General features: G+C 38.1%; 19 protein-coding genes, 1 tRNA gene and 2 pseudogenes. 17 read left to right on the top strand and 5 right to left on the bottom strand.

The genetic code is table 11. From position 1 onward, the window contains the following. Positions 1-120 precede the first annotated feature (120 nt). The 10 genes and pseudogenes from AKG39_RS00790 (at position 121) to AKG39_RS00815 (ending at position 7,050) form a co-directional block, all read left to right on the top strand. Positions 121-843 carry a LytR/AlgR family response regulator transcription factor gene (locus tag AKG39_RS00790; protein WP_050738457.1) on the top strand — a complete coding sequence of 241 codons (723 nt, stop codon included), beginning with the start codon at positions 121-123 and terminating at the stop codon, positions 841-843. A 20-nt stretch (positions 844-863) separates the two neighbouring features. Next, positions 864-2,120 carry a sensor histidine kinase gene (locus tag AKG39_RS00795; protein WP_160316126.1) on the top strand — a complete coding sequence of 419 codons (1,257 nt, stop codon included), beginning with the start codon at positions 864-866 and terminating at the stop codon, positions 2,118-2,120. A 165-nt stretch (positions 2,121-2,285) separates the two neighbouring features. Continuing rightward, a complete protein-coding gene (locus tag AKG39_RS19240) occupies positions 2,286-2,432 on the top strand; it encodes a cyclic lactone autoinducer peptide (protein ID WP_083439344.1) in 147 nt (48 codons plus the stop codon). Between the two features lie 8 nt (positions 2,433-2,440). Next, on the top strand, positions 2,441-2,992 hold the full coding sequence (locus tag AKG39_RS00800) for an accessory gene regulator B family protein (RefSeq protein ID WP_050738459.1): 552 nt from the start codon (positions 2,441-2,443) through the stop codon (positions 2,990-2,992). A 753-nt stretch (positions 2,993-3,745) separates the two neighbouring features. After that, positions 3,746-3,892 (top strand): hypothetical protein, encoded by a 147-nt coding sequence (locus AKG39_RS19925; protein ID WP_160316127.1) that lies wholly within the window; start codon positions 3,746-3,748, stop codon positions 3,890-3,892. Next, a complete protein-coding gene (locus AKG39_RS00805) occupies positions 3,889-4,449 on the top strand; it encodes a sigma-70 family RNA polymerase sigma factor (RefSeq protein ID WP_050738460.1) in 561 nt (186 codons plus the stop codon). Before AKG39_RS19925 ends, AKG39_RS00805 begins: the two co-directional genes overlap by 4 nt. 92 nt (positions 4,450-4,541) lie before the next feature. Beyond that, positions 4,542-4,690 (top strand): annotated as a pseudogene (locus tag AKG39_RS19245) (ATP-binding cassette domain-containing protein); the annotation flags it as partial. A 74-nt stretch (positions 4,691-4,764) separates the two neighbouring features. Further along, positions 4,765-5,151 (top strand): annotated as a pseudogene (locus AKG39_RS19250) (IS66 family transposase); the annotation flags it as partial. A 63-nt stretch (positions 5,152-5,214) separates the two neighbouring features. Beyond that, entirely contained in the window at positions 5,215-5,811 is a 597-nt protein-coding gene (locus AKG39_RS00810; RefSeq protein ID WP_050738461.1) for a type IV toxin-antitoxin system AbiEi family antitoxin domain-containing protein, read from the top strand. A 294-nt stretch (positions 5,812-6,105) separates the two neighbouring features. Continuing rightward, complete coding sequence (locus AKG39_RS00815) at positions 6,106-7,050, top strand: TRM11 family SAM-dependent methyltransferase (RefSeq protein ID WP_050738462.1); 945 nt, start codon at positions 6,106-6,108, stop codon at positions 7,048-7,050. Between the two features lie 265 nt (positions 7,051-7,315). Here AKG39_RS00815 and AKG39_RS00820 read toward each other — a convergent pair whose 3' ends face one another. The 4 genes from AKG39_RS00820 to AKG39_RS00835 all read right to left on the bottom strand — a co-directional run bounded on the left by AKG39_RS00820 (position 7,316) and on the right by AKG39_RS00835 (position 10,928). Next, positions 7,316-8,140 carry an ABC transporter permease gene (locus AKG39_RS00820; protein WP_050738463.1) on the bottom strand — a complete coding sequence of 275 codons (825 nt, stop codon included), beginning with the start codon at positions 8,138-8,140 and terminating at the stop codon, positions 7,316-7,318. Next, a complete protein-coding gene (locus tag AKG39_RS00825) occupies positions 8,137-9,078 on the bottom strand; it encodes an ABC transporter ATP-binding protein (RefSeq protein WP_050738464.1) in 942 nt (313 codons plus the stop codon). The genes AKG39_RS00820 and AKG39_RS00825 overlap by 4 nt, the downstream gene beginning before the upstream one ends. A 108-nt stretch (positions 9,079-9,186) precedes the next feature. Beyond that, positions 9,187-10,254, bottom strand: coding sequence for a sensor histidine kinase (locus tag AKG39_RS00830; RefSeq protein WP_050738465.1), 1,068 nt, complete (start codon positions 10,252-10,254; stop codon positions 9,187-9,189). Further along, positions 10,251-10,928: a response regulator transcription factor gene (locus tag AKG39_RS00835; protein WP_050738466.1), complete on the bottom strand. Its 678-nt coding sequence runs from the start codon at positions 10,926-10,928 to the stop codon at positions 10,251-10,253. The genes AKG39_RS00830 and AKG39_RS00835 overlap by 4 nt, the downstream gene beginning before the upstream one ends. A 55-nt stretch (positions 10,929-10,983) precedes the next feature. Between AKG39_RS00835 and AKG39_RS19930 the strand changes: the two genes are divergently transcribed. Further along, positions 10,984-11,136 carry a hypothetical protein gene (locus tag AKG39_RS19930; RefSeq protein ID WP_160316128.1) on the top strand — a complete coding sequence of 51 codons (153 nt, stop codon included), beginning with the start codon at positions 10,984-10,986 and terminating at the stop codon, positions 11,134-11,136. A 146-nt stretch (positions 11,137-11,282) separates the two neighbouring features. Here AKG39_RS19930 and AKG39_RS00840 read toward each other — a convergent pair whose 3' ends face one another. Continuing rightward, positions 11,283-11,489: a hypothetical protein gene (locus AKG39_RS00840; RefSeq protein ID WP_050738467.1), complete on the bottom strand. Its 207-nt coding sequence runs from the start codon at positions 11,487-11,489 to the stop codon at positions 11,283-11,285. A gap of 289 nt (positions 11,490-11,778) precedes the next feature. Here AKG39_RS00840 and AKG39_RS00845 point away from each other — a divergent pair, with 289 nt between their 5' ends. The 6 genes from AKG39_RS00845 (at position 11,779) to AKG39_RS00870 (ending at position 15,790) form a co-directional block, all read left to right on the top strand. After that, positions 11,779-12,408, top strand: a complete 630-nt coding sequence (locus AKG39_RS00845) for a 50S ribosomal protein L25 (protein ID WP_050738468.1) — start codon at positions 11,779-11,781, stop codon at positions 12,406-12,408. Between the two features lie 314 nt (positions 12,409-12,722). Then, a tRNA-Val gene (locus AKG39_RS00850) sits at positions 12,723-12,798 on the top strand. Positions 12,799-13,212: 414 nt separating this feature from the next. Continuing rightward, entirely contained in the window at positions 13,213-14,010 is a 798-nt protein-coding gene (gene modA / locus AKG39_RS00855) for a molybdate ABC transporter substrate-binding protein (protein ID WP_050738469.1), read from the top strand. 9 nt (positions 14,011-14,019) lie between these two features. Beyond that, positions 14,020-14,844, top strand: coding sequence for an ABC transporter permease (locus AKG39_RS00860; RefSeq protein WP_050738470.1), 825 nt, complete (start codon positions 14,020-14,022; stop codon positions 14,842-14,844). After that, on the top strand, positions 14,838-15,575 hold the full coding sequence (locus AKG39_RS00865; protein WP_050738471.1) for an ATP-binding cassette domain-containing protein: 738 nt from the start codon (positions 14,838-14,840) through the stop codon (positions 15,573-15,575). Before AKG39_RS00860 ends, AKG39_RS00865 begins: the two co-directional genes overlap by 7 nt. Continuing rightward, the gene (locus AKG39_RS00870) at positions 15,572-15,790 is read left to right on the top strand and encodes a heavy-metal-associated domain-containing protein (RefSeq protein WP_050738472.1); all 219 of its coding nucleotides are present in this window, start codon (positions 15,572-15,574) and stop codon (positions 15,788-15,790) included. The genes AKG39_RS00865 and AKG39_RS00870 overlap by 4 nt, the downstream gene beginning before the upstream one ends. Positions 15,791-15,793: the final 3 nt, after the last annotated feature.

The raw sequence follows: 15,793 nt of genomic DNA on the forward strand, positions 1-15,793 counted from the left end.
TCATACGCACTGATGATTGTTTTTATTAAAAATGCGATAATAAAAAAATCAACACATAGATGGACAGTTGTTTTATTTTCATGTAAAATGATTTTAAAAACGACAAAGAAGGTGGATGAAATGTTTTCTATCGCAATATGTGATGATCAGCGTGCAATCTGTTCGGAAATTGAAACGATTATTTTAGACTATCAAAAATCAACCCTGATGGAAATACAAATTGAGGTATTTTATTCGGCTAAAAAACTCAGTATTTATATGGAACATGAACATAATTTTGATTTGATCTTTCTGGACATTGAAATGAAGGGTTTTAATGGACTTGATCTGGGCCGGAAAATTCGTGAAGAAATGGATAACCAGATCACCCAGATTGTCTATGTTTCGGGAAAAGAAAGTTATTTTAAAGATTTGTTTGAGGTTCGACCGATGCATTTTCTGTCAAAACCGGTGGAGCCGGATAAGGTGATCAAAGACGTTGAACTGGCCATGAAATTAGCAAACCGTTTAGGCGGCGTTTTCAGCTACAAAAAAGGACCGGATACACACAAGCTTCCCATAAAAAACATCATCTATTTTCAGAGTGTGAACCGAGAAATTAAAATTGTGACCATAACCGGGGAAGAATTATTTTATGGCAAACTCCATGAGGTGTTTCGGCAAGTGACCAAATACCGGTTTATTAACATTCACAAATCGTACATCATCAATTATGAACAGGTTGCCAATTTTAAGTATGACGAGGTTGTGATGTCGAATTCGGACTGTCTGCCAATCAGTCAGTTAAAACGAAAAGAAGTCAGAGGATTGCAGATGAAATACGAAAGCGAGAGGTTTCTTTAATGGCACTAAGCACCTATGAAATGGTATATCTGATAACCAATATTTTTGGAACATATATTGTTTATAAATTTATGCATGTTTTCTTTGAGACCAAAGAAGCCAATCATAAGATAGAGTTCTTATCTTATGCGGGATATTACATATTTATTGCGCTGGTATATTTGACTATTAATATACCAGTTATTACGATGATCGGTAATATGCTTGCTTATTTGGGGTTGTCATTTAACTATAAAGCTAGGATTAAAAGGCGTCTTTTGTCGGTGTTGATGATTTATTTAATTTTAATATGTGTTGAGGTAATCGTTGCCTTGCTGACCGGTTATTTTAAGTATTCATTGATATCGACGAATACTTATTCGACAGAGTATGTGCTCGTTTTAGCTCAAACTATTTCATATTTAGTCGTTCGTATCCTAAACAATTATAAGAATATCAGGAAAGGAGAAACAATCCCGCTTGCCAATTGGATCGCGATTATTATAATCCCGATTTCATCCTTATATATCGTTCTGACCTTATTTCAAGCAACGGGTCTTCCCTGGGAGCAGATTCTAATTGGCGTGGTACTCATACTGCTTGTTAATTTCACAACCTTTTATTTATATGATGTCATTTCAGCTTCCATGGTCGATAAAATGGATAAAAGTTTGCTTGGTCAGCAAAATAAATACTATCACAAACAATTTGAACTAATGGAGTCATCCTTAAAAACAACGAAGGCAATGCGGCATGATCTGCGAAATCATTTATCGGCTATCTATGCATTGGTTGAAAAGGGGGAAAAAGACGCTGCTTTAAAACATCTAACAAAGATGACTGATGTTTATGACGATAAGAAACAATACGCGTGTACCGAAAATATCGATATTGACAGTATCTTGAATTTTAAAATTCAGGCAGCAGAGCAACAAAATATAAAAATCGCCCTTGATCTGAGTATTCCAGAAAAAATGCGTATTCATTCATTTGATTTGGCAATAATTTTGGGGAACTTACTAGATAACGCTATTGAGGCCGTTACTGAGTTAGAAAAAGAAAGACAGATAAAAACAAAAATAAACTATGACAAAGGGCGCTTAATTATTCTGGTGGAAAATCCGTACCAGGGTGAACGTTTAAAAGTTGGAAATCGATATCCTACAACAAATACGGAGCCGAGCCAACACGGCTTAGGCTTGGAAAATGTACAAAGTGTTTTACAAAAATACGATGGATCGATGGAAATTAACCAGCAGGAAAAGGTCTTCTCAGTTTCCCTGCTATTGTTTGTATAGAGGGGTGTTGCGAGCTGTTTTTAATAAGGGTGCTCGTTTTATATTTGAATAAAAATAAAAAATCTTAGTTCACTACAAAAAAATATATTAATTTCAACATAAACTCGCACAAATAATAATATATGGTAGATTTAGATCAATAAAAGATAAAAGGGGTGATATTCTTTGAAAAATTTATCATTAAAGTGTTATCGGATTATTGCAGTTATGGCATTGATGGTAACAACATTAAACATTAATACGGCCTGCGTGTTCTTCTTCTATCAACCTAAACTGCCGGAGGGTGCAGAAAAATTCAAAAAGTTCAAATGAGAAGCTCAATGGCGGAGAGAATTACAGATATCCTTGTAAACAATGAAATTATCATAGCTGAGAACAGAAATTTATATAGCTATGGTTTACAGCAAGGACTGTTGATATTCCTCAATATTGCTACGATTCTTGGAATCGGAATGGTGTTAAATATGGTCTGGGAAAGTATTATTTTCCTCTTAACATTTGTTCCACTTCGTTCCAACGCCGGTGGTTACCATGCAAAAACGCAGGTAAGATGCTATTTGTATTCAGTAGCAATGATTACAACCACTTTGGTTGGTATTAAGATTATCCCTTGGTCAGGTGTTGTTTGTTTGTCCATGACACTTGTTGCGGGAACGATCATCTTTTTCCTTGCGCCAGTAGAGGCTGTAAATAAATCGTTAGGTCAAGTCGAAAAAGCTGTGTATAAAAAAAGAACACGTTTCTCTTTAGTTTTGTTTGTGTTTTTGGTTTTGCTATTTTGTTATAGCGGTCAATTGGCGATTTCAGTTTGTATAATGATGGGAGTTGTAGTGGTTAGTATTGTGCTTGTGTTGGGAAGAGTATCGAAATGATAAAGAAGAACAAAATTATTTAGGTTTATTTTGTTGTTTCTACAGATAATTATCTGTGAAATAACCGATAGATTGGATTGCCGGAAACATATATAACGAAAGGTACGAAGTCTTCTGTGAATCTACCAAGTTCCAGATAAAAACTAGTAGCGAATTTTGAAGATGTAGCTATGTCATACACTATCATTGTTTTTACCCGATGTATCCTGCTAGAATGGTATTGCCATCTTTGATCGGTTTTTCTTTTAAGAATTCTTCAATCAAAGCCCTTTTTTGTTTCTTCTCAGGACTTTCATCTCTTCTTCCCATAAAAATACCTCCAAACTGATTTTATTCTACATCAGTTTGGAGGTTTACACAAATATTGAAGCGAGCTCCAATTAAGGGATAGATGACGTTTGGCGGTCTTGAAAGTTCATATCAATTGGAAATAGTGTTTTTTACGACATCTTTATGCTGTTCACGATAGAGCCCTTTAATTGTGGGAGATAAATATGTTACATTTACAATTTTTTGGTTATAACTAATGTTAGATAATAATCATTTTAAATAAAGCTGCGCAGGATCGGTTTTACAATCTATCTCATTGAGAAAAACTGATTCTCAAATCAATTAATTCTGCGCGCCTGAAAGAATAGCACCCATTGTATTTCATTTTAGAAAACCTTATATTATTTAATCCTAATCTTTTTAAGTTATGCTCTATTGAACCTGATTTTTTTTTACCAAAAATATGACAAAAAGGGGATAAAAATGGCTAGAATTAAATTGATTGTTTTGAAAAGACAGGCATATCTAAGTCACTCTGAACTTGACATTGTTATGTTATGGGCTCCGATTGAAATTACTCTTAAAAAGAGTGTCGATCTCGTGGACAAAAATCCACCAACAAGAAAATGAAATACGAACGAAAAATCAGTAAAGAAGATGCCCGCGAATTATTTGTGGAATATCAGAAAAATCGAGACCGGGATATCCGAGATCAATTAATTGAAAATTACCTTTACATTCCTCAGATTCTTTCCAGAAAATACGGACGTAAAAACGGCGATAACGAAGATATTTTCCAAGTGGCTTGTTTAGGTCTCATGTATGCGGTGAACCGCTTCGATCCTAACGGAGGTTTTGAGTTTGATACCTTTGCCACGCCGACCATAATCGGTGAAATTAAACGACACTATCGCGATCACGAGTGGTTGATTGGCATTCCAAGACGAATTCAGCAACTGAATCGGGAAATCAATCAAACCCGATCGATGCTCGAACAGGAACAGATGCGATCACCGACGATTAGCGAAATTGCGGATCATCTCAACATCTCTGAGGAATGCATTATTGAGTCTATGGAAAGCAACAATGCGTATTATCCCAAGTCTTTATCAGTGGAATATGCTAATGAAGATGGCAAATCAGTTGTTTTAATGGATTTATTAGGATCTTCTGATACAAATATTTAAAACATTGAGAATATCGATCTGATAAAGAAAAGTATCCTTGTATTTTTTCCATTGGACAAAGTGTCTGAATTTTCTTCTCTAATAGATCATTTGAAAATTTTTGCGAAGAAACAAAGGTGACCCAGCTCAGTGGGGACAATCCAGAGCACTGATGATTGCGGACACTGCATATATGAGTGATTCTCCCATTGTCCTGATTGATGAAATTGAAAATGCCGGAATCGACAGACGACAGGTGATTATTACGGGGTGGCAGCGCCACCCAATCTCCTGAAATACCCCTTATTCGAGAAGTAGGATAAGTCGCACTGCCGGCGTTATTATCTCGATAGCATCCCCCTGACCAGCAATGGAAAAGAAATCCCAGGCTCAAAGGGTGCCGAGGGCCGAGCGTGCATTGACCTTCTTTTTAAAGTTGAGAACGAAATAAAGGATCTTCCCTATGAGGAGATCCGAGAAAAGCGTCTGGATCGGTCACGCCCCATCCTTGATGCCTTTTGGTCGTGGATTGACGAAACTGCAGCCATCCCAACGACGAATGAAAAGTTGACCACAGCCCTGGACTATTCCAAAAATCAGAAGAAAAATCTGGAAACCTTCCTGGAAGACGGCCGTCTTCCCATCTCCAATAATCTCTGCGAGGCCAGCATCAAGCCTTTTGCAACCGGACGCCGCACCTGGCTTTTTAACTTGAAAAAATAAGTGGTAAGTTGTATAATAGAGTAAATATATCCGCTTGCAAATTTAAAAGAGGTGTTATTAACGATGGACTGTGAAAAATATAAAAAAGTATTTGATGAAAATAATGGTATTGTAAAACTATCCGATTTTACCGGTGCTGGATATCACAATACGGTCATTGATCGATTGATCAGAGAAGGAAAAGTAACCAAGCTACGGGCGGGATTTTATGAATGGCAATCTGAGGATGTCGTATCCGAGGCGGTCATCATCAATAAACTGTATCCCGATGCAATTGTCTGTATGGATTCGGCACTTTATCTTTACGATTCTACTGAGAGAACGCCCAGGGCCTGGCATTTGGCAGTGAATAAAAACAGTTCAAAATCGCGATTTAAAATTGATTATCCTAAACTCAAGATCTATTATGTTGTTGAAAAATATTTGAAAATCGGGATATCCGAAACTGAATTTGAAGGTCAGATAATTAGAATCTATAATCGGGAAAAAACAATCTGCGACATTATTCGATATGAGAAAAAAATGGATAAGGAAGTATTTAATAAAGCGATTCGAACCTATGCAACAGGCTCAAATAAGAATATGGCCAGGCTGATGGAATATGCCAAGCTTATGAATATTGAGAAAAAAACTAAAATGATCATGGGGATGTGGATGTGATGGTAAATGTTCAGGGACTGCTTCAGAAATTAAAAGACAAATCCAGAAAAGAGGGCGTCTCTTATCAGTTTATGCTGCAGTTGGTTTGTCAGGAGGAGTTCTTGAGGCGACTGGCAAATTCAAGGTAGTGAGTCTGATTCTTAAAGGCGGTTTATTTATTTTTGCATATACCGAGTTTAGCAGCAGGCCAACAATGGACATTGATTTTTTAATGAAAAATTTGTCCAACAATCAAACGGTAGCGTGGACAAAACACGGAATCGGAAACATCAAATAAACCATGAGGTGATGCAAATGAAAACAGGACGGTTCATTTATAATTTGAATTATCCTATTTATGAAAAAGAAAGCTGTGAAATTGAGGTGCGCTCTCTTTTTAAGTTCGATTTAAAAGAAAAAGTCTTTTTTGAAAGTAGAAAAGTTCATCCTTCCATAAGTCCATTTTTAAAAAGCAGGTTGGAAATTATACACAAGGCTTCCACGTTTTTAGAACTTACAGAGTTGACAACGAAAAATAAGATAGCAGCATCAGATTTCATGGTTAAATATATGGAATTGGGAATAGATGACCCGCACTTCAAGAAAAGACGAGCGTATTGCAAAGCAATAGGTCTTGTTATTGGGGGACTTGCTTGTTATACTTCACCTAAAATTATATTTGGAATTACTTTTTATAAGGGGAACTGGTACTTTGGAAAATTAACAGAGAGAAGTCTTTATTGGAAAAAGCACAATAAGAAACCGAATTCGTATTCTAGTTCTATCGGTCTAAGTACTGCAAAAGTTCTTATAAATATTGCGGGGAATGGAGATACATCCAAACGATTAATAGATCCATGTTGTGGTGTCGGGACTGTATTATTAGAAGGTGTTTGGGCAGGATATGATATTATCGGGTGTGAAATAAATAGTAAAACTGCTGAAAATGCACGAAAAAACTTGAGACATTTTAACTATGAAGCAAAGGTTATTACTGGAGATATTCAGGATATCGATGAAAGTTTTGATGCTGCCATTGTAGATCTTCCATATGGTAATTTCAGCCTTAAAAATGATGAAAATCAATTAAAAATCATTAGGAATGCGATAAGAATTTCAAAAAAAATCGTATTGGCTTCATCAGAAGATATAAGAGCTGAACTCGTACAGGAAAATCTCAAAATCATAGATCATTGTAAAATTGGGAAAAATAAAAATGGTGATTTTTTGCGTTATATCTGGGTATGCGAAGTAGGATAGATGAAATTGATTTCGAAAAAATAATAGGCAAGGTACTCTACGAAATATCAAATCGTATGGTACCTTGCCTTATTCTTTCAAGAGTAGGGATGAACGAAAATTAGCAATAATGAATGACTGTTATAAAAAGAAACAACGTATTTTTGTGCTGACATTCGACCTGTTACTATAATCTTGTGCAAATCTAAAAACATCTAAATTTTCACTTGCGAACAACTGACATCTAAACTGCACACTCGCGCTCGATACTATTCTTCATGTTGCTTTACCTGCTTTTTTCTGAGCGAGCAAAAAGAAAGGTACCGATAATCAAACAAATCACGGTCAACACGACAATGGCGGTAAAGTTCACCACGGGATTAAACAATACAACGCTTGCATATTCCGGAGTTCCGGCGTAGACCACCGCTCGAACTAAGTCCAGGCAGTACGTCATCGGCATGGCATGACTTAAGACATACAGAATGCCACTGGAGTTATTGATTGGAATGATCGCTCCGGAAAGAAACATCTGCGGCATGGTGATAAGCATCACAGCAGTATTGGCTGTCTTATTGCTTTTGATAACTCCGATGATGATCATCGCCAGAGCGCCCCCAGAAAGGCACATGAGCGGTGATAGGATGAGAATCATCAGCAGCTGTCCGGGATTCAGGGTAATTCCCATGATAATTCCGACAATTAATGTGCCTGCCATACTGATAATAGCGCTAAAGGATGAGCCGAAAATCTTACCGATTACGATCGAATAGCGTGAGATCGGAGAAACCAGCATTTCCTGGGTAAAATCCGTGGTATGGTCTTCGACCAATGATGTCATTCCCATGGTTGTGATCATAAAAAGCATATTAACCATCATGCCAACCATCATAAATTTACTGTAATCGAAACTGAGTCCTCCCGTCATATTCTCGGCGAGGCTGCCGCCCAGCATCCCCATCATGATCAACGGCATGGCAAGACTCGTGAAAATTGTACCGGGTGACCGGAGTGCGAGAGTTATGTCCCTTAGAGCGATCGTGATAACGGCGTTGATTTCACGTCCGACTCTTGATTTTCTTTTTCCATTTGTCAATGAAATTTCATTCATGCTGCACCTTCCGTTTTGTTAATGTAATCCACATATGCGTCTTCTAGAGATGGCTCTTTAATTTCCAATACAGTCAGTTTGGTTTTAAGTTTGGAGATAATTTCCTGCGGCGTTCTGTTCTGATAAGGAACGATGATATGCGTGTCTTTTTTATGTAACAATCCCAGCTCCGAAAGTTCACTCGTCAAGCTCATCCGGTCTTCGGCATCCAGAATAATTTCCTTGCGCAGCAGACTTTTTTTCATTTCTTCCGGCGAGCAGCAGCTGGCAATCTGTCCCTTATTGATAATGCATACCTTATCCACATGCTCAGCCTCGTCGATATAGTGTGTGGTCAAAAACACTGTTGTTCCGTATTCTTTGCGGACATTATTAATGTATTCCCACAGACTTCTACGGCTTACCGCGTCCAGTCCCTGCGTCGGTTCGTCAAGAAACAAAACGGCCGGTGTGTGCATGAGGCTGCGGATAATCTCCAGTTTGCGCTGCATGCCGCCTGACATCTTTTTGACGGGCTTAAATATGGCATCCCGAATTCCGACAATCTCGGCGAGTTCCATGACACGATTTTTATATTCTGCGGGCATCAGCCGAAAGGATGGACGGTAACTGTACATCCCATATAAACAAGCATGGAAACGAATATTTTCCTCCGCTGAGAGCTGTAGATCGAGGCTGGGTTTCTGGAAGATAATCCCTACCTTATCGCGCACCTGCTTTGCTTCCTTTTCAATGTCATAGCCGGCAATCGTTACGATGCCAGAAGTTTTGGATAGCGTAGTGGTCAGTATCGAAATAGTGGTGGTTTTTCCGGCTCCGTTGGGACCGAGGAAAGCAAAAAACTCGCCTTCATCCACTGCAAAACTCACGCCCTTGACGGCAGGTGTTTTTGCTTTGTCATATTGTTTTATCAGATCTTCTACTTGAATCATCGACATAAAAATAACCTCCTGTTTATTTACTTCGAAATTAGTTTAACAAAGCAATTTAAACACAATATAAATGGAGTTTAAACACAGCGTAAATGCGAAAAAAAAAGTTCGGAGCTACTTGACAGGATGGAACTTCGGCAAGGTAATCGTAAATGTTGTGCCTTGATTGATCTCGCTTTGCGGAGTAATCTGACCTTCATGCAATTCAACAATTTTTTTGGCAAGGGAGAGCCCGAGCCCGTTACCGCCGAGAGCTCTGTCGCGGGATTTATCCACTTTATAAAAGCGTTCAAATATATGTATTTGGTCTTCCGGCCTGATACCGATACCGGTATCGATAATCCGACAACGCACATTTGTTTGATCGGACGTTAAAATAACCCGGATCACTCCACCCTCTGGCGTGAATTTTATAGCATTATTGAGAAGATTCACCCAAACCTGGGACAGCAGTCCCTCGTCGCCCTGGATCGCCAATCTTTCCAGGTCCACTTCCATCGCAATATGCTTGGTGCTCCATTGCGGCTCCAGCATCAGGGCGATTTCCTCCAGCTGCTTGTCGAGCCTGAATTCGATGAAGGATAAAGGTTCTCCTCCAGTTTCCAGCGCTGATAGTTTCAGCAGATTATCACTTAAGGCCGACAATCGTTTGCTTTCGGCTTCAATGATGCCTAAATAGCGATTTTTCTGTGTAGCTGTAAGTGTGTCGTTTTTTAATAATGCAGCAAATCCGCTGATGGAAGTCAGCGGTGATTGTATCTCATGGGATACGTTGGATATGAAATCCTGCCGCAACTGTTCCATAGAGCCAAGTTCTTTTGCTATTTTATTGATTCCCGCCACCATATCGTTGTGGTGGTACTCATCCCAGGTCTCGATAAAGACGTCGAAATCCCCTTGGGCAATTCTTGTCATAGCATTCAGTAATTGACTCTGCATGACATGATGCTGCTGGATACCTTTTGAATACTTGCCAGCGATTAATCTGGACACGGATGCCACACCTATGAATAAAATCATGCCAATGAGGCCTGAAATAATATGAGTCCAAAATTCCGGAGGAGTGCCGGTCCAGTGATAAATCATAAACGTAATGCCATACCCTGCGCCAAAAAAACATCCAAAAGCAAAAAAAAGTAGAATCACTGAAATTGCAGAAGGAGGTCGGTTAGCCTGTTTCACGCGATCACCTCCAGCCTATAGCCAAGACCCCGGATGGTGGTAATTTTAAAACCGGTCTGTTCTTCCGGAAAACGATCGCGTAAGCGGTTTACATGGACGTCCAACGTCCGTTCGTTTCCCTCAAAATCAACGCCCCATATATCCTCAATCAACCGGTTGCGGGAAAATGTTTTGCCGGGAAAGCTTGCCAGCTTGAAGAGCAATTCAAATTCCTTCATCGGAATATCTTCAGGTAAGCCATTCATCGTGATGTTGTAGCTATTTCTATCGATCGTGACATTGCCGACCTGGATTACCTGGGAGGCTTCGATTTTATAACGCCGCAACAGTGCCTGAACGCGTACGACCAACTCATCGCCTTCAAAAGGCTTCGTCAGATAATCGTCGGCGCCAAGTCCGAAGCCTTTCACCTTGTTTGCGAGCTCACCTTTGGCGGTCAGCATTAAAACCGGCATGTTTTCGTAATAAGAACGCAAATGACGACAGAGCTCAAAGCCGTCCATGTTCGGCATCATGATGTCGATAATTGCCAGATCAGGGTTATCAACATTGATTTTTTGTAGCGCCTCATGTCCATCTGCCGCTTCGCATACTTCAAATCCATTGTTTCGAAGCAAGGCAAATACAAGCTCACGGATGTTCGAATCGTCGTCAACAATCATAATTTTACTCATCTTTGATCACCTCTTCTAAATTGTATCATATCAATGTAAACGGAGATTAAACGATATGAAAATTAATGCAGAAACACCGGAGGAATATATCAGCCAGCTGTCGGAAGACAAAGCGGAAGCTATTCAGCGCTTACGAAAAACGATTCAGGATAATCTGTCGCCGGGTTTTGAGGAAGTTATATCTTACTATAATACCGGTTCAACTTGAAATGGGCCCTGAAAATTAAACAATAAAAAACAGGGCATCTGAAATGGTTGTCCTGTTTTTTATTGCTCGGTATATTCTTTTATAAACTTTCTCTACTCAGTTATGTGTTGGACCGCTTTTCGTGCATTTTCCAAAAGGAAAAGTACTTAAGCTTTTTCTCCATACATTTCTTCTGAGTGGTGGAATCCACCGTTGACTTTCATAATTTCTCTTTCATCTTTAAAGCTTATCCATCCGCCAACTTCTGGGCGATCGTTGATTTCCCCCCATGCACTTTCCAATGTTTCACATTCGGTTTGGCAAATCTTAAATTTCTCACCGTAGGCTTTAGATTGCATCATTACAGTTTTCAATTTGTTCTCCTTAGAATATATTTCTTTAATATTAAGTATATTTTTATGTACCCTGAAGTGGTGACATTAAACAAAAATATTTACCAAAGACGCATGAGCAGGTCACAGTAGGCTTTTCGTTGCATTTTTCTAAAAACCTTGATATTGATACATTTGTTTGGTATAATTAAAAAAGAAGAGTTGAAAAACATCGAAAAAAATAATTCGCTAGAGTTTTAATTGAAATTTATCAAATAAAACTCTAGCGAATAATATTATGTGAGAGTTTATCAAGAGAGGCGAAAATAATATGAATGAAAAAGTAACAATTGCAATTGAAAAAAGAGAAATAGGGAAGAGCAGTTCAGGTAAAAAGCTAAGAGCAATAGGTTATATCCCTGGCGCTGTCAATAGAAAAGGTCTGGAATCAGTTTCAATAAAAATAAAAAAAGATGAATTGTTGAAAAACATACTTCAATATGGGAGGAACTATTTATTTACTCTCGATCTTGAGGGACAAGAATCATACCCTGCAATGATAAAAGAGATGCAGCATTCGGCAATAAAAAGAGAAGTTTTAAATGTTGTTTTTCAGCAGGTATCATTTACCGAACCAATTAAGTTCGATCTTAATATTAAGATCGTCGGCAAGGAAGCATTAGAATTAAGAGAACTTAATTTTGTGCAACAAATGGACAAAATACATGTGACAGGATTACCACAGGATATACCTGATTTTCTTGAAATTGATGTAACGGATCTTAATATGAATGACAAAATATGTATAAGTGATGTTAAATTTCCAAAAGGAATTGAAACAGAAATTGAAGCAGATACAATAGTATTAGTGATAAATGAATTAAGATTAGCTGAAGTTATCACAGAAGATGAGTTAGATGATACAATCACAGAAGCCGTACAGGAAGAAGAAAACCTGTAGAATTTATTGATTAGGTGTGTAGCCGTAATATCAAGGAGTGTGCTTTACCCCTGATGGCGAAAATATCCTTTGTAACATTTACAGATTTCTCAAAATGTGTGGTTAGCATAAAGATTGAGGAAAAATAGTTTGAAAATCTGCCTTCTATGGTAAAGTAAATACTCATAGGGGGCTATTTTTATGGAAAAAATAGAAGATCATACAAACAAACTAAAAAAATAAATTTAGTTGCTGACACCCTTAATATGGAAGAAAAAACCTAAAGAACTTTACTTTTTGAATTTAGTCATGTAGTATGATAGTATAGTAAAAGTGATCTCGTAGCTCAGCTGGGAGAGCATTACCTTCACACGGTAGGGGTCGCTGGTTCAAGTCCAGTCGGGATCACCACTTTTTACAAGAAATAGATCAGGCTTAATCGCCGTTCTTTTTTTATTTTTTGGAAAAGCACAGGATTAATTGAGACTTCAATGAAGATCGTTGAAACAGGAAGAAAAAGCGTTGAACTCACGCTTATCGAATTCAGTTTGAAGAGCATGAGAGAGCCGTTTATCGGTTCTCTTTTCTTATTTCCTGAAATTTAATTCTCTTGCGAAAATCTTTTGACGATATTTATTTGTACTCGGAATTTCATAGTATTTTTAAAGTAAAATAGACTTGAATTTAATCAAAAGCTCAATAAGGCTGCTGTTTTTAATTCAGTATCCGTAGCTGGCTTGACATTGAAGAATACTTTATTATATAATGTTAAACATTATAAAAAGTAACAAAACATAACAAAATGAAAGGAAAGAGGAAGAAGAGATGAAAGCGACAAAAAAATGGTTAGTGGTTTTATTGGTAATTGGGACAATAGTCTGTTTTATGTCAGCATGCAGCAGCAAGTCCGAAACAAAGGCAGAGGAAACAACAAATCAGGAGCAGAGTCTTAGTGGTCAAACCGTATTTGTTTATTGCGGAGCAGGTATGACAAAACCCTTTGGAGCAATTGCAGACGCATTCAAAGAAGAAACTGGCTGTGAAATGGAAGTTGTTTATGCCAATGCGGCGCAACTTCAGAATCAGATTCTAACAACCGGAGAAGGTGATTTATTTATTGCAGGTTCTGCAGATGAGCTGACACCGGTTAAAGATTCTGTGACAGAAAGCAAGGATCTTGTCAAACATGTACCCGTATTGGCTGTGAAAAGCGCGAATCCGCTGGGTATTTTAGGCTTGAATGATTTAACCAAAGAGGGTGTGGAAGTTGTTCTTGGCGATGCTGATGCGACACCGATTGGTAAAATTGCCAATAAAGCGTTAACCGATTTGGGAATACTAAATAATGTGAATGTAATTGCCCGGGCTGCCACTGCTCCAGAGATATTTAATGCTTTGTCAGTTGACGAATGCAGTGCGATTATTGTCTGGAAAGAAAATGTGACTGGTTCCAGTACTGAAATTGTGAAGACATCAGACTTAGATGCCTATGTAAAAACAGTTCCAGCAGCCAAATTAAGCAGCAGTAAAAATACGGAAGCACTTGAAGCATTTATGACCTTTTTAGATTCGGACGCGGCGAAAAACATTTGGAAAACTAATGGATATGAAGTGCTCAACTAAATTGTTGGTATGAGAAAACGATTTTCGGTATTTGATTTCTTTGAACTCTTTACGATTATCATTACCATAATCGTCATTATTTTCAGTTCAACATTGATATTGGCAATTGTATTAAAAGGTTTGCCTTATTTAGGCGAAGCATTTTATTCAGAAGAAGTGCGGTTTTCAATCAAGCTGAGCTTGTATACCGCAACCATCTCCACAGTAATCTGTATGGCTCTTGCCATACCAACGGCTTATGCATTAACAAGGACGTCGTTTCCATTTAAAAAATTATGTCAAATCATCATTGAACTGCCGCTGTCAATGCCTTATTTAGTTCTGGGACTGAGTCTGTTGATTATTTTTTCCTCGGATTTTGGGAAAGCATTGAAAAGCATGGGATTTAAGGTAGTATTTGATAAAAACGGTATTATCTTAGCCCAGACCGTTGTCAATTTACCCTATGTGATTCGTTTTATTCGTACCGCATTTGAAGAAGTTGATGAGCGGTTGGAGTTTATTTCCGGAAGTCTCGGTGCCACAAAATGGGAACGCTTTATAACGATTACCCTGCCCTTATCCAAGAATGCGATTATTACAACCATTATTCTGGCGTGGTCAAGAGGGCTGGGAGAATTTGGAGCGACACTGATGTTAGTGGGTGCCACGCGAATGAAAACAGAAACCTTGACCACATCGGTTTATTTAAATTTAGCAACTGGTGACACCGGCGCATCAATGGCATCAGCCACTGTTATTCTGATCATTTCGCTGATATCACTTTTTGTAACCAATTGGATCGGAAAGAAAAATACTCAGGAAAGTCGGATGAAGGATGTGAAGTCATGGTAAATTCAATGGTTGAAATCAAAAAATATTCAATTCAATTAGGAAAGTTTAAATTGAAAAACATCAATTTGAATATCTGTGAGAAAGAAATATTTGCGGTTTTAGGAAGAACAGGATCAGGAAAAACAGTTCTGCTGGAATCAGTGGCGGGATTTTACAGGAGCTTTTCCGGAGAAGTGACCATTCAGGGACAACAGGTTATTGATATTCCTTTGGAAAAGCGAGAAATCGGGTTTGTTTATCAGGATTTCGGTTTATTTCCCCATATGACGGTTTATGACAATATTACCTATGGTTTGAAAATACGAAGAAAAGACAAAGAATATAAGAAGAAAATGGCAGATCGAATGGCGGAAATTTTGTCCATCGGTCATATTTTGAATCAATATCCCGGCACATTAAGTGGGGGTGAGCGGCAGCGAACGGCTCTTGCCCGGGCACTTATTCTTGAACCAAAACTGTTGCTGATGGATGAACCGTTTTCGTCATTGGATCCGGCCACAAAGGAAACCATGTATCAGCAGATTAAGAAAATCCATGAGATTTTTGGGTGTACCATTTTATTTGTAACTCACGATTTCAATGAAGCCCAGATAATGGCAGATCGAATCGGAATTATGGTAAATGGCGAATTAAAAGGTATCCGTAAGAGTGCGGATTTATTTGAAAGTTACCAGGATGAAGAGATTACTGAGTTTCTCTCAGGTTTTCAAGAAAGGCGTATGTGCATATGAAAGATCTTATTTTACAAGTTAACGGTATTATGTGTGAGAAATGTGTCAAAAAAGTTAAAGATGCATTATTGAATAAAGATGGCATAAAAGAGGTTGGTGTCAGCGATGATTATAAAACAGTAACAGTTTTAGCTGATGAGAATAAAATAAATGCTTTGCAAATTGGCAGTATTATTGAGAAAATAGAAGGCAAGTCATTTAAACTAGCAAAATAAATA

This window comes from Acetobacterium bakii (assembly GCF_001263355.1).
GTDB classification, from domain to species: domain Bacteria; phylum Bacillota; class Clostridia; order Eubacteriales; family Eubacteriaceae; genus Acetobacterium; species Acetobacterium bakii.

What these genes read in the sequence shown, in the direction of transcription:
- AKG39_RS00790 (WP_050738457.1), top strand. Translation starts at nt 121, where the DNA reads ATGTTTTCTATCGCAATATGTGATGATCAGCGTGCAATCTGTTCGGAA.
- AKG39_RS00795 (WP_160316126.1), top strand. Translation starts at nt 864, where the DNA reads ATGGTATATCTGATAACCAATATTTTTGGAACATATATTGTTTATAAA.
- AKG39_RS00800 (WP_050738459.1), top strand. Translation starts at nt 2,441, where the DNA reads ATGGCGGAGAGAATTACAGATATCCTTGTAAACAATGAAATTATCATA.
- AKG39_RS19925 (WP_160316127.1), top strand. Translation starts at nt 3,746, where the DNA reads ATGGCTAGAATTAAATTGATTGTTTTGAAAAGACAGGCATATCTAAGT.
- AKG39_RS00805 (WP_050738460.1), top strand. Translation starts at nt 3,889, where the DNA reads ATGAAATACGAACGAAAAATCAGTAAAGAAGATGCCCGCGAATTATTT.
- AKG39_RS00810 (WP_050738461.1), top strand. Translation starts at nt 5,215, where the DNA reads ATGGACTGTGAAAAATATAAAAAAGTATTTGATGAAAATAATGGTATT.
- AKG39_RS00815 (WP_050738462.1), top strand. Translation starts at nt 6,106, where the DNA reads ATGAAAACAGGACGGTTCATTTATAATTTGAATTATCCTATTTATGAA.
- AKG39_RS00820 (WP_050738463.1), bottom strand. Translation starts at nt 8,140, where the DNA reads ATGAATGAAATTTCATTGACAAATGGAAAAAGAAAATCAAGAGTCGGA.
- AKG39_RS00825 (WP_050738464.1), bottom strand. Translation starts at nt 9,078, where the DNA reads ATGTCGATGATTCAAGTAGAAGATCTGATAAAACAATATGACAAAGCA.
- AKG39_RS00835 (WP_050738466.1), bottom strand. Translation starts at nt 10,928, where the DNA reads ATGAGTAAAATTATGATTGTTGACGACGATTCGAACATCCGTGAGCTT.
- AKG39_RS19930 (WP_160316128.1), top strand. Translation starts at nt 10,984, where the DNA reads ATGAAAATTAATGCAGAAACACCGGAGGAATATATCAGCCAGCTGTCG.
- AKG39_RS00845 (WP_050738468.1), top strand. Translation starts at nt 11,779, where the DNA reads ATGAATGAAAAAGTAACAATTGCAATTGAAAAAAGAGAAATAGGGAAG.
- modA (WP_050738469.1), top strand. Translation starts at nt 13,213, where the DNA reads ATGAAAGCGACAAAAAAATGGTTAGTGGTTTTATTGGTAATTGGGACA.
- AKG39_RS00860 (WP_050738470.1), top strand. Translation starts at nt 14,020, where the DNA reads ATGAGAAAACGATTTTCGGTATTTGATTTCTTTGAACTCTTTACGATT.
- AKG39_RS00865 (WP_050738471.1), top strand. Translation starts at nt 14,838, where the DNA reads ATGGTAAATTCAATGGTTGAAATCAAAAAATATTCAATTCAATTAGGA.
- AKG39_RS00870 (WP_050738472.1), top strand. Translation starts at nt 15,572, where the DNA reads ATGAAAGATCTTATTTTACAAGTTAACGGTATTATGTGTGAGAAATGT.